Genomic DNA, 24749 nt, shown 5'->3' on the forward strand with positions numbered 1-24749 from the left:
CTGCCTTCGGGTTGGGGGGGGGCGCGGCCTGCATGCGCTTCTGTTTTCGGGCGGCGGGGCCCCCCGCCGCCCCCCCCCCACTACCGTGGATCCATCATCGGCGGCTGACGTTTCGGCGGGTACGCTGGCTCTCTCGTGAAACCGATGGAGCCACCCATGCGCCTGTCCCGTACCCCGTTGCTGTTGGCCCTGGCCAGCCCGTTGTGGTTGGCCGCCTGCAGTCCGTCGGCGCCGCCGCCGGCCGATACCGCTGCCGCGGACCCTGCCCAGGGCCCGGCGACCGCCATTCCTGAAGGCCGCCCGACGCCAGGTGACACGGTGCCGTCGTCCGGCCTGTCGCCGGATGCGGTCACTGCCGGCAGCCCCGCGCCAGATGCCGCTGCGCCTGCTGCGGGCGGTGCCACGACACCTGCCGCGGAACCCGCCGCGGAACCCGCCGCGCCGACCAGCGCTGGCACCAGCGACGTCCGTCAGCGCATCGACCAGGTCCTCGGCGACGCTGCCCAGTACGAAGCGGTCTTCAATGCCTTCCAGAAAGCCGTCAATGGCGGCGATCGCGCGGCCGTGGTCGAGGAGGTCCGCTTCCCGTTGAACATCGCCAACGGGGCCAAGATCACCGGCCCCGGCGAGTTCCAGCGCAACTACGAGCGCATCCTGACCCCGGCCGTGCGCAAGGCGATCGCGGCGCAGAAATTCGCCGACGTCATGGTCAACCAGCAGGGCGTGATGATCGGCGACGGCCAGGTCTGGCTCAACGGCACGTGCCTGGATGCGGCCTGCAGCCGCACCGAGGTCAAGGTCGTGACCATCCAGTAAGCCGATGTAGCGCCAGAGCGCGCGTGAGTTGTGCAGGCTGCCGGCGATGCGCCGGCAGCCTGCCAGGGCTCAGGCCTTCGGCGTGAGCTTGAGCAGCTTGCCGTTGCTGCCGTCTTCCAGCAGCCAGATGGCGCCATCCGGACCCTGTTCGATCTCGCGGATGCGCTCGCCCATGTCGAAGCGCTCGGCCTCGCGGGCGGTGTCGCCGTCGAAGGCCACGCGGACCAGCGCCTTGGACGACAGGCCGCCGATGAAGCCGCTGCCCTTCCACGCCGGGAACTGCGTCCCGTTGTAGATGATGAAACCGGCCGGGGAGATCACCGGGGTCCAGGTCACCTTGGGGGCAGCGAACTCCGGGCGGGTGTCATGGTCGGGGATGTCGCGGCCGTCGTAGTGGCTGCCGTTGGAGACGATCGGGTAGCCGTAGTTGGCACCGCGTTCGATCAGGTTCAGCTCGTCACCGCCGGCCGGGCCCATTTCATGCACCCACAGCTTGCCGCGCGCATCGAAGGCGATACCCAGTGCATTGCGATGGCCCAGCGACCACACCTGCGCGGCAACGCCGCCCTGCGAGGCGAACGGATTGTCGGCCGGCACGCTGCCGTCGTCGTTGAGGCGGATCAGCTTGCCGAGGTTGCCGCTCATCTCCTGGGCCGGATCGAACTTCTGGCGCTCGCTGGAGGTGATCCACAGTTTGCCGTCCGGACCAAAGGCGAGACGGTGGCCGTAATGCCCCTTGCCGCTGACTTTCGGGGTCTGGCGCCAGATCACCTTGAGGTCTTCCAGCGTGCCGCTGCCATCGGCGGCCAGTGCCAGGCGCGCGCGCGCCACCGCAGCACCGCGGGTATCGCCGTCGCCTTCCTCGGCGTAGCTGAGATAGATCAGCTGGTTCTTCGCGAAGTCAGGATGCGGCAGCACGTCGCCGAAGCCCCCTTGGCCGCCGTAGGCCACCTCGGGCACACCGGTGATGGTCGCGGTCTTGCGGGTCTGCACGTTGAAGTGCTTCAGCGCGCCTTTCTTCTCGGTGACCAGCAGGCTGCCGTCGGGCAGGAAGCTCATCGCCCATGGCTCGTCGAAGCGGGCGAACTCGGTGGCCGCGAACGGCCACTGGGCCTTCTTGAGCACGGGCGCGCTGGGGCTGGCCGTGTCTGCCGCGACGCAGGCGGTGGTGAACAGGGCGGGGGTGAGGCTGATAGCGAGGGTGAGCAACAACTTGCGGGTCATGGAAGTCTCCGTCGGGGAGGCGATGGCCAGCCCCTGTTGTACACCATGGCCATCAACGTCGCGTGGACCAAAGGTCCTGCGGACATGACAACGGCGACCCGAAGGCCGCCGCTGTCGTTTGCGCTGTCGCCGTGAGGGCAGGCGCGATCAGGTGCCGCGCGGCACGCCTTTGTCCAGGTGTGCCTGGCGCAGCGCGGTGGATTCATCCCAGCCGCGGCGCACCGCATTGCGGGCCTGTTCCCAGCTCAGCTTGCTCTGGCCGTGTTCCTGCGCCCAGCGGGTCTGCAGCTCGGCCTCCACTTCTTCATACGCGCGGATCATGTCGTCGGCACGGGTGCGATGACCGAGCTGATACGCGGGCTCGTAATCATCGAAGAACTGGTTGTTGTCGTAGTACGGTTCGCTCGGGAAGCGCTCACGCCAATAGTCCGATACGGCCTGGCGCGGGACACCGTCTTCCGGCACCCGGCCGGGGATCTGATAGTCAGTGCTCATGTGTTGGCTCCGGTTGGGTGAGGCTTCACCGTACCCAAAGCCGGGTTAACGTCATGGACCCGCGAGGTGAATGACACATCAAGCGCCATTCACCTGCGCATCGGCTCAGCCCGGGTGATCGCGGCGCGGGAATTTGTAGATCACCGCACCCACGGCAAACGCGATGCCTGCCGCGGCGATGTTCTGCCAGCTCGCACTGGCGAACAGGGCCAGGCACAGCACCAGCGCGAGGATCGGAATCAGCGGGCCACCCGGCAGTTTCAGCGCACCCGGGCGATCACGGAAACGACGCGCCAGCACCAGCACCGCGGCGGCCGTGCCGATGTAGGCGAACAGGCGCGTGGTCATCGACAGCAGTGCCAGCTGCACGAACGAACCGGACAACGCCAGCGCCAGCGCGATCAGGCCCTGCGCGATGATCGCCGCCGCCGGGGTGCGGAAGCGCGGGTGCACCTGGGCCAGGATCTTCGGCCCGTAGCCATCGCGCGCCAACGCGAACAGGAAGCGCGGCCCCATCATCATCGTGTTGCTGTTGGTGCCGAGGATGGAGATCGTCGCGCCGACGGTCAGGATCAAGGCGAGCGTCAGACCACCGAAGCTGGCGGCGGCATCGGCCAGCGGCGTCGGCGAGCTGGCCAATCCGGCCAGCGTGCCCTGCGCGATGAACTGCACCGCGCCGTAGATCACGGTGACGGTGATGATCATGGTGATCAACGCGAACGGAATATCGCGGCGCGGGTTCTTGTACTCGCCGGCGGCGGCCGGGATGTTCTCGAAGCCGGCGTAGGCATACAGCAGCAGGAGTGCGGCTTCGCCCATGCGCTGCAGATCGTGCGGGTCCGGGCGCACGCCGGAGAAGGCCAGATCGGTATCGACGTAGAACACGCCGATCGCCACGAACAGCAGCAGCGGCAGCAGCTTGCCGATCACCAGGATCACCCCGGTGCGCGCCGCCGAGCGCACGCCGGCCACGTTCACCGCGGTGAGGAAACCGAGCGAGACCACGATGATCGCGACGCGGCCGATGTCATGCCCAGCCCAGGGCCAGAAGCGCGCCACCGCATCGGCCAGTGCATTGCTGAGCGCCGCCGCGGAGCTGATCCGGGTCAGCCAGATCATCCAGCCGATCTCGAACCCGGCAAACCGGCCGAACGCCTCACGCGCATACAGATAGCTGCCGCCGGGCTCGTCGAAGTAGCTGGCCGCCTGCGCGTAGCAGAGCACCAGCAGCGCGACCACGATGCCGGCGGCGACCACGCCCCACAGGCTGAAGGGACCGAGCAGGGCAACGGTGGCGGCCGGCAGCAGGTAGATGCCACTGCCGATCACATCGTTGATCGAGAGCCCCACGATCTGCCAGCGGCTGACCGCGCGTTCGAGCTGCGGATCCGGCGGTGCGGTACTCACGGTACGCTCCCCGCCAGCACGGGCAGCTGCCACTCGGCCTGCAGGCGCTGGTACTCCGCGCGCGGCAACAGCACGAAGCGCGGCCGCGCGCTGGCCTGCAACCAGGCCAGCAGCATGGTCATCGGTGCGGGCGCCATCGCGGTGCAGCCGGCGGTGGCCTCACCGGGCGCGCGCCACAGGTGGGCGAAGATGCAGCTGCCACGCCCGGGCGTGGCCTTGGGGTTGTGCTCGATGACGAAGCCTTCGCGGTAGCGCACGTCGCCCTTGTTGTGCAGGTCCAGCCGCATCGGCTCGGTCGAGCCTTCCACTGCCTCCGCCCCGACCACCTCGGCATCGACGATGCGGTTGTAATACGGCGAATCCGGCACATCCATGCAGTAGCTGGTGTCGCGCATCGGCTGGTAGGGCAGGCCGCTGGTGACGCCGGGCGCATAGCCGAAGGCCGGCCCGATCGCAAAGATACCGGCCGGGCTGCGCCCGTCGCCTTCCTGCTTCTGCGGCGTTCCGGCCTGGGCCGGATGCAGTCCTTCACCCCAGGCGCTGCCGCTGCGGCCCACGGCGACATCGACGGCGGCGCCGTGCGGCTGCCAGCCCTGCGCAGTGCGCTCAAAGGCCTGGAGCTTGCCCTGGGTGGCGTCCCAGCCTTCGGTGGTGACCACGACCAGCTGCGTGCTGCCGTCCAGTGGGGTGGCCAAGACGGGAGCGGTGGCGAGCAGCAGCACCGCGGCGGTGACGGAACGGAACAGCGACATCATCGTGGCGGACTCCAGGGATCAGCTGTCGATCAGGTGTTCGATCCGTTCCAGGTTCACCCCGAGCTGGCGGTGGCGGTCCGGGTTGGCGTGGCACAGCAGGACGAAGACAACATCCAGCAGGGACTGCAATGAGGAACGGTACAGCAGTTGTGCCACGTGCGGCGCCGGGTCGTGGGCGCACAGCACCAGGCTGGCATCGGCGTGCGCGCGCAGCGGGTTGGCGCTGTGGCGGGTGATCGAGACCACCTTGCCGCCCATGTCCTGGAACTGGCGCGACAGCTGGAACAACTGCGGCAGCTTGCCGAATTCGGAGAACACCAGCATCGCATCCCCGGGCCGCGCGGCCGAGAGGTTGGCCATCATCAGGATCGGGTCGGCGTGGTGCACGGTGAGCATGCCGAGCAGCGACAGCCGCATGGCGAACTCGCGCGCGTACAGGCCGTCATCGCCCAACCCGTAGACGAATACCTTGGGCGCCCCATCGATCAGCTGCACGATGGCTTCGATGTCGGCCTGGGGATTGGCCAGCCAGGTCTCTTCTTCGGCCGCGGCTTTGCTTGCGCGCAGGCGCTCGGCGATCTGGGTGAAACCGTCGGCCGCCTCGGGCGCCGGTGGCCGGCTGTGCGGGTCGTTGCCGGCGCGCGCGACGGCCTCGCCGATGGAGTACTTGAGATCGGGGTAGCCCTTGAAGCCCAGCTTCTGGCTGAACTTGACCACGCTGGACTGGCTGATCCCCAATGCACTGGCCAACTGCTGGGAGGAGTAATCGCGCAGGAGATGGGCGTTGTCGAGGATGAAGTCGGCGATGCGACGTTCGATCGCCGACATGTGGTCACGCTCGGAGCGGATTTTCACCAGAGGGGGCATGGGTGGGGCATCAGGTCCGGAAAGGAGAGAATACGCAAAGCACCGGGTAGAGCCGACCGTTGGTCGGCTGCGCAAGGCGGAATCGCGCGAAGTAGAGCCGACCGTTGGTCGGCTACGCACGCCGGAATCGCGCGAACAGCAGCCACCCATGGGGTGGCTCTACCCGCAGGTGGTGCAGGCAGTGTCACCACCGCCGCGGCGTGATCATCTCCAGCCCACGTACCTCGGTGATGCCCAGCCCGGGCGCATCGCTGATGGTGATTTCAGATTCGTTGAAGTTGACCCCACCGGTCACCGGGTTGAACTGGCCCAGTGACGGCCCGTCCAGATCCACCTTGGTGATGATGTCGCTCTTGGCGACGGCCAGGTGCACGGCGGCGGCCACGGAGATGCTCGATTCGATCATGCAGCCGATCATGCACGGCACGCCGTAGATCGCGGCGATGTCGGCGATGCGGATCGCGTTGGACAACCCGCCGGTCTTCATCAGCTTGATGTTGATGATGTCGGCGGCGCGCTGCTGGATCAGGTCGAATACCTGGCCGGGGTTGAACACGCTTTCATCGGCCATGACCGGGGTGTTGACGCGGTCGGTGACGTATTTCAGGCCACTGATGTCGGCGGCCTTGACCGGCTGCTCGAGCAGTTCCAGCACCACGCCGGCTTCTTCCAGCGCGCGCATCGCGTGCACGGCCTGCTTGGCGGTCCAGCCCTGGTTGGCATCCAGGCGCAGCAGGGCGCGGCCCTGCACCGCGGCGTGGATCGCCTTGACCCGCTCGATGTCCAGGCCGATGTCCTTGCCGACCTTGATCTTCAGCGATTCGAACCCGCGTTCGATCGCCGAGAGCGAGTCGGCCACCATCTTGTCGATGTAGTCCACGCTGATGGTGATGTCGGTGGTGATCACCGGATCGCCACCGCCGAGCATGCGGTACAGCGGTGCGTTGTGCAGCTGGGCCCACAGATCGTAGACCGCGATCTCCACCGCCGCCTTGGCGCTGGTGTTGCGCTCCATCGAGGTCTGGATCAGCCCGCAGAGCCGGTTGAGGTTGGCCACGTCCTCGCCGATCAGGCGTGGTTTGATGAAGCTGTCGATGGCCTCGATGATCGAGCCGTGGGTATCGCCGGTGATCACCGCGGTGGCCGGCGCTTCACCGTAGCCGGTGTGGCCGCTGTCGGTGCGGACCAGCACCACCACGTCTTCGACGGTGTCCACGGTGCGCAGCGCGGTCTTGAACGGGGTCTTCAGCGGCACGCGCAGCATGCCGAGTTCGATGTTGGTGATCTTCATTCAGGGGGTCTGTGGCCGAAGGCGCTGGATGTTGGTGATGCGGTCGATGTAGCTCACGGTATCGCTGGCCATCATCGGCTCCAGCGGAGTGACCGACACGCCGTTGAGATGGGCCTGCACGCGCTTGCCGTCCGCGCCGATCCAGCCGCCGCCGGCGGTGTCATGGATCAGCCAGGTACGGCCGTCGATGTGGCCGATCGCCATCATCACGTGGCCGGGGATGTAGACCAGATCGCCGACCTGCAGTGCTTGTACGGCGGCGTCGCGCGTGGGCCTGCCGTCCTTCGCGGTAAAGGCGATGCGGTCCAACGCGGGGCTGATCGCCTGCGCGCTGGTGTTGCGTGGCATCAGCACGCCGACACTGCGGTAGATTTCCGAGACGAAGCCGCTGCAGTCGCGGGTGTCGTAATCGTGGCCCCAGCCGTAGCGTTCGCCCAGGAACTTGAAGGCCTGGGTCAGCAACGCTCGCGGGGTCAGCGGCAGGTAGTCGTCCGCAGTGTCCTGCGAACGCGGCAACAGTGCCGGGATCAGCGCCAGGCGGCCCTCGGCATCGCGCACCGGCAGCTGCACCACATGCGCGGCGTGGGCCTGTTGGCCATTGACGGTCTTCTCCAGCGGCCAGTCGGCAATCACCGGCAGGCGCACGCCCATGTCCAGTTGGAGCCGCGACACGCGCGGTTCCTCGGGGGTGTAGGCGGTGAACGCCGTGGCGCCGGTGACCACGCGGTAAGGACCGTGCTGACCGTAGCCGAGCACGGTGTCCGCGTCACCGATACCCACGAAGCGCTTCTCGATCCACGCCGAATAACGTTCGCTGGTAATGAACAGCCAGCGCCCGTCGGCGCTTTCATGCAGCACCGCCACGGCGTCGCCGGGGAACAGCGCCGACTCCTGGAAGCGGTCGATGTCGGTGTCGCCTTGGCTGCTGAACACCCGCAGCGCGGTCGGGAACGCCCGCAGCGCGGCACGATGGGTGACCAGGCCGTACTGGAGGGGGCGCTGCGCCGGTATCGCCTCCAGCGCGAGATTGGCCAAGGTGTCAGTGCGCTGCCGGTCGCTGATGGTCTTGCCGTCCTGGCCATACAGCGTGCGCTCCGGCCATTTGGACAGCGACTGGATGCTGCCCAGCACGTGAGCGCGGGGCAGCTGCGCCGGCAGCGCGCGCAGGTCATGGATCGAGGCATCCTCGGCCCGCATCCGGGCGTTCTGCGCTGCGATACCGGCGCGATCGAGGATCACGCGGTCCGGATCGGGCAGGCGATCGGCCCAGAAGCCGGGGCTGAGGTAGGCCTCGCGCAGGGCGATGACCCCGCCGAAATCAGCGCTGGGCGCGGCACGCGGCGCCTCGGCCCACACTGGCGCGACGCTGGCGGCCAGCAGTGCAGCCACCACGGCGCGCGACAGCCAGCGGGACCGCACGGGGCGGTGGGGGGAAGCCTGGATCATCACGCGGTCACCCTCCTCGGAAGCATCAGGAATATTTATTCCTTTTTTCGGCGAAAGCAAGAATAAATTATTGACCGGCTATCAGGCGCGTGTTACACAGCGATTACCCCACCCGCACCTTGGGAAGTGTCGCCGTGGATCCTGTGATGCGCAAACCGCGATTGCCTCTGCCCGCTGTCTGGTGCCTGTGCGCTGGTCTGCTGGCAACGCCGTGGGGGCTGGCCGCTGCGCCGGCCGCACTGCCAACGGTGATCGCCGGGATCGACCGCGGTGCGTTTGCGCAGGCCGAGGCGGACATCGCGATGGCATTGGAGGATCCGAGCCTGTCGGCAGCCGATCGTCAGGCCTATGCCTTCGAGCGCGAACGCATGCGTCGCATGCGACTGGACTTCACCCTGGATGCGGCGGCTGCCAAGGCGCAGCTGCGCAAGCAGATCCCCGACCTTCGCGAGGACGACTTCGCGCGCTGGGACGCGGCCGGCCTGATCGAACATCTGGATATCGATGGCCAGCGCCGCTACTTCAAACGCGCGCCGTCCAATCTGTTCCGGCTCAGCGTGGAGGCACGCGCGCGGCGGGCACCCGATGCCCCGGCGCCGAAGGAGGGCCCTTACGAGCATCTGCACCCGCATCACGAGGAGATCGTCGCCGCCGCCCGCGCGACGGGCGCGACCAGCCTGGTGCCGCGTCGCATCGAGGTGACCCAGTCGCTGGTGGTCCAGCCCGACGCCGTGCCTGCCGGGCAAACCCTCCGCGCGTGGATTCCGTACCCGCGCGCCATCCCCGGCCAGCAGGAAGACATCACCTGGATCGCCAGTACACCGGCCAGCGCGCAGGTGGCGCCTGAAGCCACCCTGCAGCGGACCGCCTACCTGGAGCGCAAGGCGGTGGCCGGCACGCCCACGGAGTTCCAGATCCGCTATGCAGTGACTGTGTACGCCCGGCATATCGCGATCGATCCAGCCAGGGTTCAACCCACGCCGGAAGATCCTGCGCTGACGCCGTACCTCGCCGAGCAGGCGCCGCACATCGTGTTTACCCCGGCGCTGCGCGCGTTCTCGACGAAGGTCGTCGGGACGGAGACCGATCCATACCGGATCGTGCAGAAGCTGTTCGACGCGGTGGACGCCATTCCGTGGGCCGGTGCGCGCGAGTACGCGACGATCTCCAACATCAGCGATTACGCCCTGCACGCCGGTCATGCCGATTGCGGGCAGCAGACGCTGCTGCTGATCGCCCTGTTGCGCTTGAACGGTATTCCCGCGCGCTGGCAGTCCGGCATGGTCTATTCGGATGATGCGGTCGGCTACAACAACCTGCATGACTGGGGCGCGGTGTATCTGGCGCCCTATGGCTGGGTACCGATGGATGTCACCACCGGGCGGCTGGAGAGCCCGCAGCCGGCGCTGCGCGATTTCTATCTGGGCGGGCTGGATGCCTATCGCATCGCCTTCAACGACGACTACGGCCAGCGGCTGGTGCCAGCCAAGCAGCACGTCCGCTCGGACACGGTGGATTCCCAGCGCGGTGAGGTCGAGTGGTCCGGCGGCAACCTGTACTTCGATCAATGGAATTACGACGTCCAGTCGCACGTGGTGCCACTGGAGGCAAAGCGGTAAACGGCGGTATCCACGATTCCACATCTGCAGGAGAGAGCAGGGAATGAATGCAAAGCGATTGAAGCGTGCGGCGTTGTACGCCGCACTCGGCGTGTGTCTGGGCGGCCTGGTGCCGATGGGCGCTTCGGCACAGAACGTCAGTGGTGCCGTGGCCGGCCGTGCGACTGCCGGTGACCAGGTGACGGTCGTCAGCAACGGCACCGGCCTGACCCGTACGGTCACCGCCAGTGCCGATGGCAGCTACCGCCTGGGTCAGTTGCCGGTCGGCGATTACCAGCTGCAGCTCAGCCGTGATGGCCAGAAGCTGGGCGAGCCGTTCGCGGTGAGCGTGGCCGTCGGCGGCACCACCACGGTCAACCTGGCCAGCAGCGGCGATGTGGTCAACCTCGATGCGCTGCAGGTGATCGGTGCCCGCGTGGTCAACCGCGTGGATGTGTACTCCACCGAGACCTCGTTCAACGTCAACCGCCAGGAGCTGTCGCGCCTGCCGGTGGCGCAGGATCTATCGGCGGTGGCATTGCTGGCACCCGGTGTGGTCGGTGGCAATTCCTCGTTCGGGGGGCTGTCCTTCGCCGGTTCCTCGGTGGCTGAGAACGCGGTCTTCATCAACGGCCTGAACGTCACCGACATGTACACCCGTCGTGGCTTCTCCAGCGCGCCGTTCGGCTTCTTCAACGAATTCCAGGTCAAGACCGGCGGCTACTCGGTGGAGTTCGGGCGTTCCACCGGCGGCGTGATCAATGCGGTGACACGCTCGGGCACCAATGAGTTCCAGGGCGGCGTGGAAGTCACTGCCGAACCGAGCGCGCTGCGCTCCAGCCCGCGTGACCACTTCCACCGCGACGGCACGCCGCATTCCTATGCCAGCCGCGACAACAGCTCGTTCCTGAAGACCAACGTCTGGGGCTCCGGCCCGATCATCAAGGACAAGCTGTTCCTGTTTGCGATGTATGAAGATCGCGACGACACCGGCCACAACACCTCCTCCGATGCGCTGAGCTGGTTCAAGAACAAGAGCGACAACGGCTTCTGGGGCGCCAAGCTGGATTGGAACATCAACGACAACCACAGCCTGGCGCTGCTGGCGTTCTCCGATGAGGGCGAAATCACCAACGGCGCGTACAACTACGATTGGGATGACGATCAGATCGGTGCGTGGGGCGGCGATTCGGTCACCGAGACCGGTGGCAAGAACTGGTCGGCGACCTATACCGGCCACTTCGGCGAGACCTTCACCGCACGTGCCATGGTGGGCGAGAACAACCAGCGCGCCTTCACCAACTCCTCGCTGGATGAAGCGTGCAGCCCGGTGTTCACCGACGCCAGCTATGCATCACGTCTGGGCAAGCTCAACGGCCTGCGCCCGGGCTGCCATCCCACCGGCGCCGCCATTGCCGAACGCGACGACACGCGTGAAGTCGCGCGGTTGGACTTCGAATGGCAGCTGGGCACGCACCTGCTGCGCTTCGGTGTCGACCGCGAGCTGATGACCACCAAACAGTCCACGCGTTACCCGGGGCCGACCCAGCTCAGCTACACCGCCTACGTCGCCCGGCCCGGCGATGAAGTGTGGGACGGCGCCAACGCCTATGTGCCGGCCGGTGTGACCGAGATGCTGCGCGCACGCAACCGCGTGTCCGGCGGCACCTTCGAGACGGAGGCCAACGCGTTCTACCTGGAAGACATCTGGAACATCACCCCGAACCTGATGTTGAACCTCGGCGTGCGCTGGGACCGCTTCGAGAACCGTACCGCCGATGGTGACGCCTTCATCAAGATGGACGACCTGATCGCGCCGCGCTTCGGCTTCTCGTGGGACATGAAGGGCGACGGCAGCACCAAGCTGTTCGGCAACGCCGGCCGCTATTACCTGCCGGTGACCAACAACATCAACGTCAACTTCGCCGGCGGCCTCACCGACGAGTACTCCTACTACGTGCTCAACGGCTGGCAGCAGCAATCCAACCCGGTCACCGGCGCGCCGTACATGGCCCCGGTCATCGGCCAGCAGATCGGCCCGGTCGATACCCGCATGAACACCGGCGCGGCCGACCTGCGCCAGAGCGTGGACAAGGACCTGAAGGCGGTCTACCAGGACGAGTACATCCTCGGCTTCCAGACCATGATCAACCAGGCCTGGTCGTGGGGCGTCAACGCGACCTACCGCAAGATGGACCGCGCGCTGGATGACATGCGCATCAACCACACCCCGTGCGGCCCGACGGGCACCACGCTGTGGCCGATCGCCAACCCGGGCGAGAGCCTGACGATCTGGGGCGACTCCAGCATCGGCTGCGCCACCGAGGGCTGGATCACCATCGACACCTCCAAGGATGGCTACCGCAAGGGCGGCAGCCTGGAGGTGGTTGGCTATTCCAAGCCCAAGCGCACCTACAAGGCGCTGGAATTCCAGATCGACCGCGCGTGGGATGAGAAGTGGCTGTTCAACGCGTCCTACCTGTGGTCGCGCAGCGATGGCAACTTCGAAGGTCCGGTCAATTCGGATACCAACTACGGCGACACCGGCATGGTCCAGCACTGGGATCATCCGTCCAACAACCAGCGCTATGGCCCGCTGTTCAACGACTTCCGCCATCAGTTCAAGTTCCGCGCCGCCTACGCGCTGAACGAGCAGTGGTCGTTCGGCACCACGCTGCAGGTGTTGTCCGGTGGCCCGATCACCGCCTTCGGCGTGATGTGGCCCAACGACACCGTGGCCGGCGGCAGCACCTCCAGTGAAGGCAGCGGCGGCGGTACCGGCTGGCTGTGCGTGGCCAACTGCTCGGGTCCATACAACCAGCGCCAGTTCGAGTACAGCCCGCGCGGCGCCTTCGGTCGCCTGCCGTGGACCTGGACCATGGGCGCCAACGTCACCTGGCGGCTGCCGGTGGAGGGCATCGACCTGAGCGCGCGCCTGTCGGTCTACAACCTGTTCAACAACCAGACCGTCATCAACGTGCACCAGCGTTATGAAGCCCAGCCGGGCCAGGTGCGTGAGAACACCTTCAACACCGGCACCCGCTGGCAGGCACCGCGCTACACGCAGCTGATGGTGACCTGGAACTTCTGATCCGTTCCGTGCGTGGCAGGTGCCGACAGTGGGTCGGCACCTGCCTTCACCACCGTGTCGCGTGCACGCGCGCAACCGACCGCGGAACGGCTCCACCGCCATCCGGTAGGTACCGACCGTTGGTCGGTACGTGCCTCAAACACCCACCGGTAGGTACCGACCGTTGGTCGGTACGTGCCTCAGACACCCACCGGTAGGTACCGACCGTTGGTCGGTACAGCTTTCAACCGGCGGCCAGAAAAGCACGCCCTCCGGCCATGACGAGGGAATCCATGCCGTCACGCACCTCACCGCGCATCCCATCGCGCCTTCTCACGCTTGGCCTGTCCTGCACCCTGGCCCTCGCGCCCAGCGCACGGGCAGCCGACCCGGCCGATACCTTCAATCGCCTGCTCGATCAGACCGTCGCCCACGAACACCTGCCGGGCATCGCCATGGCCGTCGTCGACGATGGCAACCCCATCTTCATCGGCACCCGTGGCGAGCGCCGCGCCGGGCAGGGCGAGGCCATCGATCCGGATACCCTGTTCAAGATCGCCTCGAACAGCAAGGCGATGACCGCCGCACTGCTCGCCCGGCTGGTCGACCGCGGTCTCCTGCGCTGGGACGATCCGGTCATCACGTACCTGCCGCAGTTCCGCATGCATGACCCGTGGGTGACGCAGCAGATGCAGGTCCGCGATCTGCTGATCCACAACAGCGGCCTGGGCCTGGGCGCGGGCGATCTGATGCTGTGGCCCGAGCCCAACAGCTTCACCCGCCAGGACATCATCGCCGGGCTCGCCCACCTCAAGCCGGTCACCAGCTTCCGTAGCGGCTATGCCTACGACAACCTGATGTATGTGGTCGCCGGTGAAGTGGCCGCCGCCGCCGGTGGCAAACCTTACGATCAACTGCTGCGCGAGGAAGTCTTCTCGCCGCTGGGCATGGATCGCTGCCAGGTCGGCGCGTGGTCGGTCGCGGCGGTTGGCAACGTCGCCCAGCCACACACGCGGAAAGACGGCCGCAACGTGGTGCGCGGTGCCGATGGTGAGACCAGCGCCGATCTCACCTCGATGGCTGCCGGCGGCATCCGCTGCAGCCTGCGCGACATGACCCGCTGGATGCAGGTGCTGCTCGATCCGGCGCTCGTGCCCGGTTGGCTGAGCACGGCGCAGCGCCGCGCGCTCTGGACCGCGCACATGCCGATGCCGCTGGGCGAGCGCCAACGTCGCTGGGACAATGCACATGTGTCCGCCTATGGCTACGGCTGGCGCGTGTCGGACATGGACGGCCAGTGGAAGGTGGCCCACACCGGCACGCTGTCGGGCATGTATTCCTCGCTGGCGCTGCTGCCGGACCGCAAGGTCGGCGTGGTGATCCTGATCAACAGCGACGCCGAGGATGCACGCACCGCGCTGATGCAGGCCGCATTGAAGACCTACACCGCACCGGACGACACCGCCGACGCGAGCCATTATCTGGCCCTGCTGGACCAGGAGCGCACCGGCCGCCGCGATGCCGGGCAGGTGCGCCCGGATACCGGCGCGCGCCGGGCCGCCTCGCTTCGCACCACCGCTGCCGCGCACGGCCGATATCGCGATCCGTGGCTGGGCGAGGCGCTGCTCTGCCCGGAGCAGGGCGCGCTGCGTTTCAGCGTCGCCAAGTCGCCGATGCTGCGCGGCCAGGTCATGCAGCTCGGTGAGCGCTGGCTGGTGCAGTGGGATACGCTCGGGGCCGATGCCGAGCCGTGGTTGCAGTTGCAGCCCGGCGCGACGCCCGCCCTGACCTTGTCCGCGATCGATCCGGAGATCGACTTCAGTTATGACTACCAGGACCTGCACTTCACCCGCACCGGCGATTGCCCGTAGCGCGCTGCTGCTGGCGTTGCTGGCCGGCAGTGCCCACGCGGCAGCGCCAGCGGTCACGATCTCGTCCGCGCGCGATGTGGCCGAGGCCGGACTGGTCGACATCCGCACGCTGGCCCCGGCGATCGAACAGGACATCCGCTACGCCGGCCCCGACAACTTCACCGGCCAGCGTGTGCCCGGCTATGACGCGCCCAAGTGCTATCTGCTTGCCCCGGCGGCCGCCGCGCTCGCACAGGTGGAGGCCGACCTGCGCGCAGAAGGCTACGCGCTGCGTCTCTACGATTGCTACCGCCCGGCTCACGCGGTGACGGCCTTCGTCGCCTGGGCACAGGATCCCAAGGAGCAGTCGCGCAAGGCCCTGCAGTACCCGGACCTCGACAAGCCGGCCCTGCTCGGTGGCTACATCGCCGAGACCTCCGGCCACAGCCGGGCCGCGACGGTCGACCTGACCCTGCTCGATTGCCGCACCGGCCCCTGCGCGCCGGTGGACATGGGCACCGACTTCGATTTCTTCGGCCCGCGCGCGCATACCGATGCGCCGGAGATCAGCGCGGCCCAGCGCAGCCGCCGCCAGCACCTGCGCCAGGCGATGGCCCGGCATGGCTTTGCCAACTACCCGATGGAGTGGTGGCATTTCACCCTGCAGCCCGAGCCGGCGCCGACCACGGCCTACGATGTGCCGGTCCGCTGAGGCGCACCGCTACACTGTGCGCTGACCGCCGGATCGGACCACGATGAACCTGCCGCTGCACGTTGGATTGCTGGGAACGCTGGAGGCAGGGCTGATCGCGCTGTTGGTCGGGCTGCTGGTGTATGCGCTGTGGCATCGCCTGTGCCGCTGGGCAGGCTGGACCGACGGGCATGCGATCGGCTGGGCCTGCGTGATCGCGGTGGTGGCCTCGGCCGGCATCGATGCGTGGAATCTCTTCTATATGGGCATGATGCGGCTGGAGTCGCCGCTGTATGCGCGGTTGTTCCTCGCCGGTATCCATGATCCGAACGAGCTGGGCTCGCGCGTGGTGCTCGAAGTGGCCGGCGCGATCGGCGGTGTTGCACTGGGGTGGCTTCTGTTCAGTTCCCGCTCAGGCGAAAAAAACAGCAACACCGCGTGAGATTGCGTTCGCATCCGGTTAAATTCGCGGCCAATGAATGGGCGTGTTACCAACTGCTCACCTGCGGCTAACCACTGCGGTAATGCACGCGTTCGCGCAGGTGGTTAAGGCTGCGTGCGCAGCGCGGTCGAGGCGCAATATCGATTCACAAACGGGGTGGCAGTGTGGGGCCGTGCGGAAACAACAGGCCGCGCAATACCTACCAAGGAGACCACCCCAATGACTATTCGCAACCGCAAGCCCCTGATCGCCCTGATCGTCGCCGCAGGCAGTGTGCTGGCCATTCCGGCGATGGCCCAGTCGGCACAGCAGAGTGCCGCGCAGGCGCAGAATCAGGCCGCCCAGGCACAGCAGGCGGCAGCGCAGGCGGGCGACGCAGCAGATACCGCTGCCAACGCCGCCGCACAGGCCTCCGCGCAGGCCGGTGGTGGCGGTGGCCAGACGTGGGCAAGCGTCGATACCGACGGCAACGGCACCATCAGCAAGGCCGAGGCACAGGTGAACGCGGGCCTTGCCCAGGTGTTCGACCAGGCCGACACCAACAAGGACGGCGAGCTCTCGCCGGATGAATACAAGGCGTACGTGGCCGCCCAGCAGGGCAAGGCCGCCGGCAACGGCGCCCAGCAGAGCAAGTAAGGACCGGGGACACCGGTAGCGCAGTGAGGGGGAAAGGGCGGCTTCGGCCGCCCTTTCTTTATGCGCCGCCGGGGTGGGGTCGCTGGGCCGCTGTTGGTATCCTTGGCCGATGATGACTTCCCTGCCCACGCCGCAAGGCGCTATCGGCCTGGTTGGTTTTGACGGTGATGACACGCTGTGGAAGAGCGAGGATTTCTACCGCAAGGCCGAGCAGGACTATCTGGATATCCTGTCGCGCTACATCGACGTGCACGACACGCAGACCGCGCGCCACCTGCTGGAAGTGCAGCAGCGCAATCTCGGTGTGTTCGGCTATGGCGTGAAGGGCATGACCCTGTCGATGGTGGAAGCCGCCATCGAGATCACCAACCAGACCATCAGTGCCCGCGACCTGCAGCAGATGCTGGACATCGGCCACGACACCCTGCGCCACCCGGTCGAGCTGATCGACGGCGTGCGTGAGTCGGTCACCGAGATCGCCCGCGATTACCCGGTCGTGCTGATCACCAAGGGCGACCTGTTCCATCAGGAGGCCAAGATCAAGGTGGCCAACCTGCGCGACCTCTTCCCGCGTATCGAGATCGTCTCCGAGAAGGACCCGGAAACCTATGCCCGCGTGCTGGAGGAGTTCGATCTGCCGATCAAGCGCTTCGTGATGGTCGGCAATTCGCTGCGCTCGGACATCGAACCGGTGATCACCCTCGGTGGCTGGGGCATCCACACTCCCTACGCGGTGACCTGGGCGCACGAGACCCAGCACGGCGTGGCCGATGACGAACCGCGCATGGTCGACGCGCCGACCGCCTTCGACTGGCCGCAGGCCCTGCGGACGATCGAAGCCAAGGCCGTACAGGCCGGATGATGCGCGCCGGCCTGCTCGCGCTGCTGCTGATGCTGCCCTGGGCAGCCGCGGCCGAGCAGACCCCGGAGCAGTCCGCCGCCTACGTGGTGGACACCGGCGATGCCTGGGTGGACACCCAGCTGCAGGACATCAACCACTACGCCGAGCGCTACCCGGACAGCTTTCTGGATGAAGTCTCGCGCTATGCCGGCGTCTCGCGCGGCTACATCGCCGCGCTGATGCACACTCACGGTTGGCAGGCGGGCGACATCTACTTCGCCTGTTTCTGGGCGCATGTGATCGAACGTTCCTGCCGCGAGAGCGTGCAGGCGTGGTCGCGCGCAGTGCCGCAGGAGGGCGAGGCCAAACGCTGGGAAGCGGTGGTGACCGAGCTGCCGGTCACGCCGACCAACCTGCACTGGCGCGCCTTGCGCCACGCCATCGTCGCCAGCCATGACCACTGGGACCGCCCGGTGAAGCTCGACGCCACGCTGCAGCGCCAGCTCGGCAACCGCGAGCAGCGCCAGCGTGCGGCGAGCAGTCCCACGCCACCCGCGCGCTGAGTTGCCGCGCACGCACCCACCGGGTGCCATCGGGTAGAGCCACCCCATGGGTGGCTGCCCTTTGCGACCATTGCATTCCGTGCAGCCACCCATGGGGTGGCCCTACCCGGTTGTCTCTTTGTTGCTGTGCAGATCGCGGTAACCCACGCCCTCGGCGACAATGCAGCGCTTGCTGCACCTTCCCCCGTGATCCGTTGCCGAGTACGTCATGAGCACCGACCGTTTCGTTTCACCCGACGATATCCGCAGCCTGTTCGCGCAGGCGATGTCCACGATGTACCGCACCGAGGTGCCGCTCTACGGCACGCTGGTCGACCTGGTGGCTGAGATCAACGACGCCGTGCTGACCGCCAACCCGGCGCTGGCCGAGCAGCTGGACCGCACTGACGAACGTGCCCGCCTCGACCAGGAACGCCACGGCGCGATCCGGGTCGGCACCGCCGAAGAGCTGGCCACGCTGGGCCGCCTGTTCGCGCTGATGGGCATGTACCCGGTGGGTTACTACGACCTCTCGGTGGCCGGCGTGCCGGTGCATTCCACCGCCTTTCGCCCGCGCACCGCGCAGGCGCTGGCGCGCAATCCATTCCGCGTGTTCACTTCGCTGCTGCGGCTGGAGCTGATCGAGAACGCCGCGCTGCGCGAGCAGTCCGCTGCCATTCTTGCCCAGCGCCGGATCTTCACCGACACCGCGCTGGCCCTGATCGCGCAGGCCGAACGCGACGGTGGCCTCGACGAGGCCGATGCGCGCCGCTTCGTCATCGAGGCGCTGGAGACCTTCCGCTGGCACGGCGATGCCACGGTATCGCTGGATACCTATCACGCGCTGCACGACGCGCACCGGCTGATCGCCGACGTGGTCAGCTTCCGTGGTCCGCACATCAATCACCTGACCCCGCGCACGCTGGATATCGACGCCGCGCAGGCCGGCATGCTCGCCCGTGGCATCGACGCCAAGGCGGTGATCGAAGGTCCGCCACCGCGGCGGTGCCCGATCCTGCTGCGCCAGACCAGCTTCAAGGCGCTGGAAGAAACCGTGCACTTCCCCTCGGGGGAGGCTGGGGATGCTGGCACGCATACCGCGCGTTTCGGCGAGATCGAACAGCGGGGCCTCGCCCTGACGCCCAAGGGCCGTGCGCTGTATGACCAGCTGCTTGCGCAGGCGCGCGACAGCGGTGGCGCCGGGAGTACCGGTCAGGATTACCCGACGCGTCTGGCCGCGGCATTCACCGCCTTCCCGGACGACCACGACACCCTGCGCCGCGAGGGTCTGGGGTACTACCGCTACGCCCTGACCGACGCCGGTCGCGCCAACCCGGCGGCCGTTGCGGATCTCCCGGCCGAAGCGCTGATTGCCGCCGGTCTGGCCAGCGCCGACCCGATCGTCTACGAGGATTTCCTGCCGGTCAGCGCCGCGGGCATTTTCCAGTCCAATCTCGGCGGCGACGAACAACGCGCCTACGCCGCGCACGCCAACCGCGATGCCTTCGAGCAGGCGCTGGGCATCAAGGTGGAGGACGAGTTCGCGATCTACGAGCGGCTGCAGGCCGAATCGCTGGCGAGCCTGCGGAACCGCTGACGGCGAGCGATCGCTGACCGCGTGGTGACCGCCCTGCAGACGGGATCCTGAACCACGCGGGGGCCGCTCCCCGGGTAGTGCCGGCCGCTGGCCGGCTCTTCATGTACCAAACGCGCATCCGGGCTTACGGACGGTAATGCGTGGAGCCGGCCAGCGGCCGGCACTACCACGAAACAGAACGCCCCGGTCCGTGCATCGCAACACGGAAACAGAACGCCCCGGTCCGTGCATTGCAACACGGAAACAGAACGCTCCGGCCCGTGCATCGCGACACGGAAACAGAACGCCCCGGTCCGTGCATTGCAACACGGAAACAGAACGCCCCGGTAGGTACCGACCGTTGGTCGGTACCGTGCAGCATCATGCCTTCATCGTCCCGGTATCCAGCCACCGCTGGTGCCACGACAGCGCTTCCGGCAGCAGGTGCGGAGTGTGCTTGCCGTAACTCTCACGGCTCGCACGGTCGAAGTAGTCATTCAACTGATCGCGGAAATCCGGATGCGCGCAGTTGTCGATCACCACCCGCGCACGCTTGCGCGGGGTCAGGCCGCGCAGATCGGCCAGGCCCTGTTCGGTGACGATGACCGACACATCGTGCTCGGTGTGATCCACGTGGCTGACCATCGGCACGATCGCCGAGATGCTGCCGTTCTTCGCCGTCGAAGGACTCAGGAACGCGGACAGGAAACCGTTGCGCGCGAAATCGCCCGAGCCGCCGATGCCGTTCATGATCCGGCTGCCCATCACGTGCGTCGAATTGACGTTGCCGTACAGGTCGGCCTCGATCATGCCGTTCATGCCGATGCAGCCCAGGCGGCGCACCAGTTCCGGATGGTTCGAGATTTCCTGCGTGCGCATGATGATGCGCTCGCGGTAGAAATCGATGTGTTCCTTGAAGGTCTCGTTCGCCTGCGGGCTCAGCGCGAAGCCGGTGCAGGAGGCGTAGCTCAGCACGCCATCGCGCAGCAGATCGAGCATGCCGTCCTGGATTACTTCGGTGAACGCACTCAGATCGCGGAAGCCGCTCTTGGCCAGCCCGGCCAGCACCGCGTTGGGAATGTTGCCGACGCCGCTCTGCAGCGGCAGCAGGTTGGCCGGCAGGCGGCCCTTGGCCACCTCGTGCTTGAGGAACTCGATCAGGTACTGCGCGATCTGCTCGCTGGTGGTGTCGATCGGGCTGAACGGGCTGTTGCGGTCCGGGCCGTTGGTGCGCACGACGGCGACGATCTTGTCCGGGTCGCAGCGCAGCGCGGTCTCGCCGATGCGGTCGTTGGCGTGCACCAGCGGAATCGGCTTGCGGTGCGGCGGCAGCGCGGTGCCGTAGTAGATGTCGTGCATGCCGTCCACGCCGGCCGGCTGCCATTCGTTGACCTCGACGATCACCTTCTTGGCCAGGTCCAGCCAGGTCTTGTTGTTGCCGACCGAGGTGGAGGGCACCAGCGAGCCATCCTCGCGGATCGCCGAGACCTCGATCACCGCGGTATCGATATCGCCATAGAAACCGAACCAGACGTGCTGGGCGACATGGCTGAGGTGGATGTCGATGTAATCCAGCTTGCCCTCGTTGATGCGGTTGCGCGCATCCGGGTCGCTCTGGAAGGGCATCCGCATCGCGATGCCATCGGCCTTGGCCAGCGCGCCATCCAGCTCCGGTGCGGTCGAGGCGCCGGTCATCAGGCTGATCTGGAAGGGCAGGCCCTGGGCGTGCACCGCCTCGATGCGCTGCGCCAGCGCGACCGGCACCGCCTTGGGATAACCTGAACCGGTAAAGCCGCTCATGGCGACGGTTTCACCCGGCTGGATCAGGGCGGAGGCGGCCTCGGCGGAGACAACGCGGTCACGCAGACGCGCGTTTGCAATGCGATCGACAGACATGACGACAACGTTTTTGGGGGGATCTCCATTATCGGTGATCCACGCAGGGGCAGGGGTTCTACCTTGGTGGGATGGCGTTTTCACTTCGTCGCTCCCCTGTTCAGGTTTCCGGCCTACTTCTGTACCCGCAAGTATTGTTTTGCAGTGCAGCGTGCAAGTTCGTCGCCGACCCTAGAAGATCGACCTGCATCCCGACGTGGGGGAGGGAGCAGAGCCCGCTGGCAGTTCGCTGCAAGCGGGCTTTTTTATGTCTCGCCTCCGGAACACCGGGGCGCCGATGGGTCTCGCGCGTCGACACGCGCCCGGTCATGACCGCGCAACCGGTGAACACGCTTCCTGCCCTGCAGGGCGACCCGCGCCGGGCATAATCCCCTCATGCCGATCTCCGACCTCGCAGCGCCCGCGCGCGTCCCCGACGCCCTTGTTCCCCTGGTGGATCGCGCCCTGGCGCGCCTGGCCCTGTCGCTGACCGACGCCGGCCACTGGCCGCCCCCGGCGCCCGTGCTGGAGACCCTGCGCGCGCTGGCCGTCACCAGCGACTTCGCCATCGACACCCTGTGCCGCCAGCCGGCGCTGTTGTCGCATCTCACCCAGGAAGGCTGCCCACCGCTGCCCCTGCCGGCACTGGATCCCCTGCAGCCCAGTGAATGGCAGCAGCGCCTGCGCCGCTACCGCACCGCCGCCTCCACCCGCCTGATCTGGCGCGACCTGACCGGGCAGGATGACGTGCCTGCCACGCTTGCCGGTGCCACGCGCCTGGCGGAGGCGTGCCTGCAACTGGCGCTCTCCGCGCTGGAGCAGGAATTCACCGGCCGCCATGGCGTGGTCCGTGCGGCGGACGGCAGCGCGCAGCAGCTGGTCGTGTTCGGGCTGGGCAAGTTGGGCGGTGGTGAACTCAATTTCAGTTCGGACGTGGACCTGGTCTACGCCTACCCGCAGGGCGGCGAATCCGATGGCGCGCGCCCGCTCGCCGCCGAGGAATACTTCGCACGCCTTGGCCAGCGCCTCGCGCGGTTGCTTGACGACACCACCGTGGATGGCTTCAGCCACCGCGTCGATCTGCGCCTGCGTCCCTTCGGCAATGCCGGGCGCGTGGCGCTGTCGTTCGCCGGCATGGACCAGTATTTCCAGCGCGAAGGCCGTGACTGGGAGCGCTATGCCTGGCTGAAGGCGCGTGCCGTCGCCGGTGATATCGCCGCCGGCGAAGCGTGGCTGCAGACCCTGCGCCCGTTCGTCTACCGCCGCTATCTGGATTTCACCGCGCTCGATGGCCTGCGCGAGATGAAGGCCGCGATCACCGCCGAGGTCTCGCGCCGCGAGATGCACGACGACATCAAGCGTGGCCCCGGCGGCATCCGCGAAATCGAATTCCTCGCGCAGGCCCTGCAGCTGATCCGCGGCGGCCGCGAAGCCCCACTGCGCGAGCGTCGTCTGCTGCACGCGCTGCCGGCGCTGGTCGCCTCCGGCCAGATGGCCGAGCAGGATGGCGCCGACCTGCTGCATGCCTACGGTTTCCTGCGGCGCCTGGAAAACCGCCTGCAGATGCTGCGCGATGCACAGACGCATGCGTTGCCCACCGACACCACCGACCGCCTGCGTATCGCCAGCGGACTCGGTTACGAAGACTGGGACGCGCTGGTTGCCGCGCTGGATGTGCAGCGCGAGCGCGTCAGCACCGAGTTCGCCGCACTGCTCGCACCGCGCCGTGGCCACGCCGCGCCGGATGCACTGGCCAGCTACTGGCGGGGCCTGCCCGACAACGGCAGCGCCGAGGTGCTGGCCGAAGCCGGCTTCTTCGATGCCGGCAGCGCCGATCAATCCCTGCGCGACTTCGCGCAGAGCTCCGGGGTGAAGTCCTTGTCCGATGCCGCGCGTGCGCGCCTGGACCGCGTGCTGCCGGCGCTGCTGCACGCCGCCACGCGCTCACCGCAGCCGGATGCCGCGCTCAAGCGCGTGCTCGGCCTGCTGCAGGCGATCCTGCGCCGGACCAGTTATCTCGCCCTGCTCGACGAACAGCCCAGCGCATTGGCACGCCTGGTCGACGTGCTTGCACGCAGCGCACTGCTGGCCGAGCGTCTGGCGGCGTATCCGCTGCTGCTCGATGAACTGCTCGACGTGCGCGTCTCCGGGCCGATGCCGGACGCCGCGGGCATGCAGGCCGAGTGCGCTGTCGCGCTGACCATCGAGGATCCCGAAGCCGCGCTGCGCCTGCTCAACGAGACCCGGCTGGCGCTGAGCTTCCGCATGGCGATGGCCACGCTGGATGGTCGCCAGCGTGCCGTCGACACCACCCGGCAACTGGCCGAACTCGCGCAGGCGGTGGTCGTCACGGTGCTCGCGCTGGTGCAGGCCGACATGCAGCGCCAGCACGGCGGCATTCCCGGCGGGCGTTTCGCGATTATCGGCTACGGCAGCCTGGGCGGACTGGAGCTGGGCTTCGGCTCGGACCTGGATCTGGTCTTCCTGCACGATCACCCGGCCGATCAGGACAGCAGCGACGGCCCGCGTCCACTGGATCCCGGCCGCTGGTACGCGCGCTTGGCGCAGAAGGTGATGGCGATGCTTGGCGCGGTCACCGCCGCCGGCCGCCTGTACGACATCGACGTGCGTCTGCGCCCGGATGGCGGCAAAGGCGCGCTGGTGTCCTCACTGGCCAGCTACACCGAATACCAGCGCGAACGCGCCTGGACCTGGGAGCACCAGGCGCTGGTGCGTGCCCGCGCCATCGCCGGTGATGACTCGCTGTTGGCCGACTTCGAACGGGTGCGCGCGCAGACGCTGGCGCGCCCGCGCGACAACGCCGTGCTCTACACCGATGTGCTGAAGATGCGGGCCCGCATGCGTGCCGAGCTGGACCGCAGCGACGCCGCGCGGCTCGACCTCAAGCAGGGCGCGGGCGGCATCGTCGATCTCGAATTCCTGCTGCAGACCGGCGTGCTCGACAGCGCCGGTACGCACCCGCAGGTGGTGCAACCGCGCGATACCCCCAGCCTGATCGACGCGCTGGCCGACATCGCCTGGCTGCCCGGCGGCACCCGCGCTGGCCTGCATGAGGCGCATGCGGCGCTGCTGGATGTGGGCCTGGCCTGCACGCTGGACCGCCGCCCACGCCTGGCGCCACCGACACCTGCATTGGAAGCAGCACGCGCGATGATCACCGCGGCAAGCGATGCGGCAGGGTTGCCGTTCCAGCAACAGATCGATGTCGTCAGCTGACGGCGGTTTGCACCGTCACCGACTTCGCAGTGCTCTGGCACCGGTAGTGCCGGCCGCTGGCCGGCTCCCATGAACTCTGCAGAGCCGGCC

General features: G+C 67.4%; 19 protein-coding genes. 11 read left to right on the top strand and 8 right to left on the bottom strand.

The genetic code is table 11. From position 1 onward, the window contains the following. The first annotated feature begins 180 nt into the window (after positions 1–180). Positions 181–816, top strand: coding sequence for a hypothetical protein (locus ABE422_RS18330; protein ID WP_346483475.1), 636 nt, complete (start codon positions 181–183; stop codon positions 814–816). Positions 817–885: 69 nt separating this feature from the next. On the opposite strand, the gene ABE422_RS18335 is transcribed toward ABE422_RS18330, so the two are convergent. From ABE422_RS18335 to ABE422_RS18365, 7 genes are all read right to left on the bottom strand, one after another. After that, a complete protein-coding gene (locus ABE422_RS18335) occupies positions 886–2040 on the bottom strand; it encodes a PQQ-dependent sugar dehydrogenase (RefSeq protein WP_313220116.1) in 1155 nt (384 codons plus the stop codon). Between the two features lie 147 nt (positions 2041–2187). Continuing rightward, the gene (locus ABE422_RS18340; protein ID WP_070471533.1) at positions 2188–2535 is read right to left on the bottom strand and encodes a hypothetical protein; all 348 of its coding nucleotides are present in this window, start codon (positions 2533–2535) and stop codon (positions 2188–2190) included. Between the two features lie 105 nt (positions 2536–2640). Continuing rightward, positions 2641–3942, bottom strand: a complete 1302-nt coding sequence (locus ABE422_RS18345) for an amino acid permease (RefSeq protein WP_346466606.1) — start codon at positions 3940–3942, stop codon at positions 2641–2643. Continuing rightward, entirely contained in the window at positions 3939–4697 is a 759-nt protein-coding gene (locus ABE422_RS18350; RefSeq protein ID WP_346483467.1) for a hypothetical protein, read from the bottom strand. The genes ABE422_RS18345 and ABE422_RS18350 overlap by 4 nt, the downstream gene beginning before the upstream one ends. A gap of 18 nt (positions 4698–4715) precedes the next feature. Beyond that, entirely contained in the window at positions 4716–5564 is an 849-nt protein-coding gene (locus tag ABE422_RS18355) for a MurR/RpiR family transcriptional regulator (RefSeq protein WP_121042293.1), read from the bottom strand. Positions 5565–5748: 184 nt separating this feature from the next. Beyond that, positions 5749–6855 (bottom strand): dipeptide epimerase, encoded by a 1107-nt coding sequence (locus ABE422_RS18360; RefSeq protein WP_313211663.1) that lies wholly within the window; start codon positions 6853–6855, stop codon positions 5749–5751. Beyond that, entirely contained in the window at positions 6856–8211 is a 1356-nt protein-coding gene (locus ABE422_RS18365; protein ID WP_346483476.1) for an SH3 domain-containing protein, read from the bottom strand. Positions 8212–8435: 224 nt separating this feature from the next. Here ABE422_RS18365 and ABE422_RS18370 point away from each other — a divergent pair, with 224 nt between their 5' ends. The 9 genes from ABE422_RS18370 (at position 8436) to ABE422_RS18410 (ending at position 19568) form a co-directional block, all read left to right on the top strand. After that, complete coding sequence (locus ABE422_RS18370; RefSeq protein ID WP_346483468.1) at positions 8436–9920, top strand: transglutaminase domain-containing protein; 1485 nt, start codon at positions 8436–8438, stop codon at positions 9918–9920. A gap of 43 nt (positions 9921–9963) precedes the next feature. Further along, a complete protein-coding gene (locus tag ABE422_RS18375; protein WP_346483469.1) occupies positions 9964–12990 on the top strand; it encodes a TonB-dependent receptor in 3027 nt (1008 codons plus the stop codon). A gap of 272 nt (positions 12991–13262) precedes the next feature. Further along, positions 13263–14840 carry a serine hydrolase domain-containing protein gene (locus ABE422_RS18380; protein WP_346483470.1) on the top strand — a complete coding sequence of 526 codons (1578 nt, stop codon included), beginning with the start codon at positions 13263–13265 and terminating at the stop codon, positions 14838–14840. Beyond that, positions 14794–15531 carry a M15 family metallopeptidase gene (locus tag ABE422_RS18385; protein WP_346483471.1) on the top strand — a complete coding sequence of 246 codons (738 nt, stop codon included), beginning with the start codon at positions 14794–14796 and terminating at the stop codon, positions 15529–15531. Before ABE422_RS18380 ends, ABE422_RS18385 begins: the two co-directional genes overlap by 47 nt. 43 nt (positions 15532–15574) lie before the next feature. After that, entirely contained in the window at positions 15575–15952 is a 378-nt protein-coding gene (locus ABE422_RS18390) for a hypothetical protein (protein WP_121042305.1), read from the top strand. A 219-nt stretch (positions 15953–16171) separates the two neighbouring features. Next, entirely contained in the window at positions 16172–16588 is a 417-nt protein-coding gene (locus ABE422_RS18395) for an EF-hand domain-containing protein (RefSeq protein WP_259262113.1), read from the top strand. 109 nt (positions 16589–16697) lie between these two features. Then, positions 16698–17450, top strand: a complete 753-nt coding sequence (locus ABE422_RS18400; RefSeq protein WP_313211658.1) for an HAD family hydrolase — start codon at positions 16698–16700, stop codon at positions 17448–17450. Next, a complete protein-coding gene (locus ABE422_RS18405) occupies positions 17447–17992 on the top strand; it encodes a hypothetical protein (RefSeq protein WP_313211657.1) in 546 nt (181 codons plus the stop codon). Before ABE422_RS18400 ends, ABE422_RS18405 begins: the two co-directional genes overlap by 4 nt. 208 nt (positions 17993–18200) lie before the next feature. Beyond that, on the top strand, positions 18201–19568 hold the full coding sequence (locus tag ABE422_RS18410) for a VOC family protein (RefSeq protein WP_346483472.1): 1368 nt from the start codon (positions 18201–18203) through the stop codon (positions 19566–19568). A gap of 360 nt (positions 19569–19928) precedes the next feature. On the opposite strand, the gene ABE422_RS18415 is transcribed toward ABE422_RS18410, so the two are convergent. Continuing rightward, the gene (locus ABE422_RS18415) at positions 19929–21443 is read right to left on the bottom strand and encodes an acetyl-CoA hydrolase/transferase family protein (protein ID WP_346483473.1); all 1515 of its coding nucleotides are present in this window, start codon (positions 21441–21443) and stop codon (positions 19929–19931) included. Positions 21444–21818: 375 nt separating this feature from the next. Between ABE422_RS18415 and glnE the strand changes: the two genes are divergently transcribed. After that, on the top strand, positions 21819–24659 hold the full coding sequence (gene glnE / locus ABE422_RS18420) for a bifunctional [glutamate--ammonia ligase]-adenylyl-L-tyrosine phosphorylase/[glutamate--ammonia-ligase] adenylyltransferase (protein ID WP_346483474.1): 2841 nt from the start codon (positions 21819–21821) through the stop codon (positions 24657–24659). The last annotated feature ends 90 nt before the right edge of the window (positions 24660–24749 follow it).

The sequence above is a fragment of the Stenotrophomonas sp. TWI1151 genome, assembly GCF_039673135.1.
Lineage (GTDB): Bacteria > Pseudomonadota > Gammaproteobacteria > Xanthomonadales > Xanthomonadaceae > Stenotrophomonas.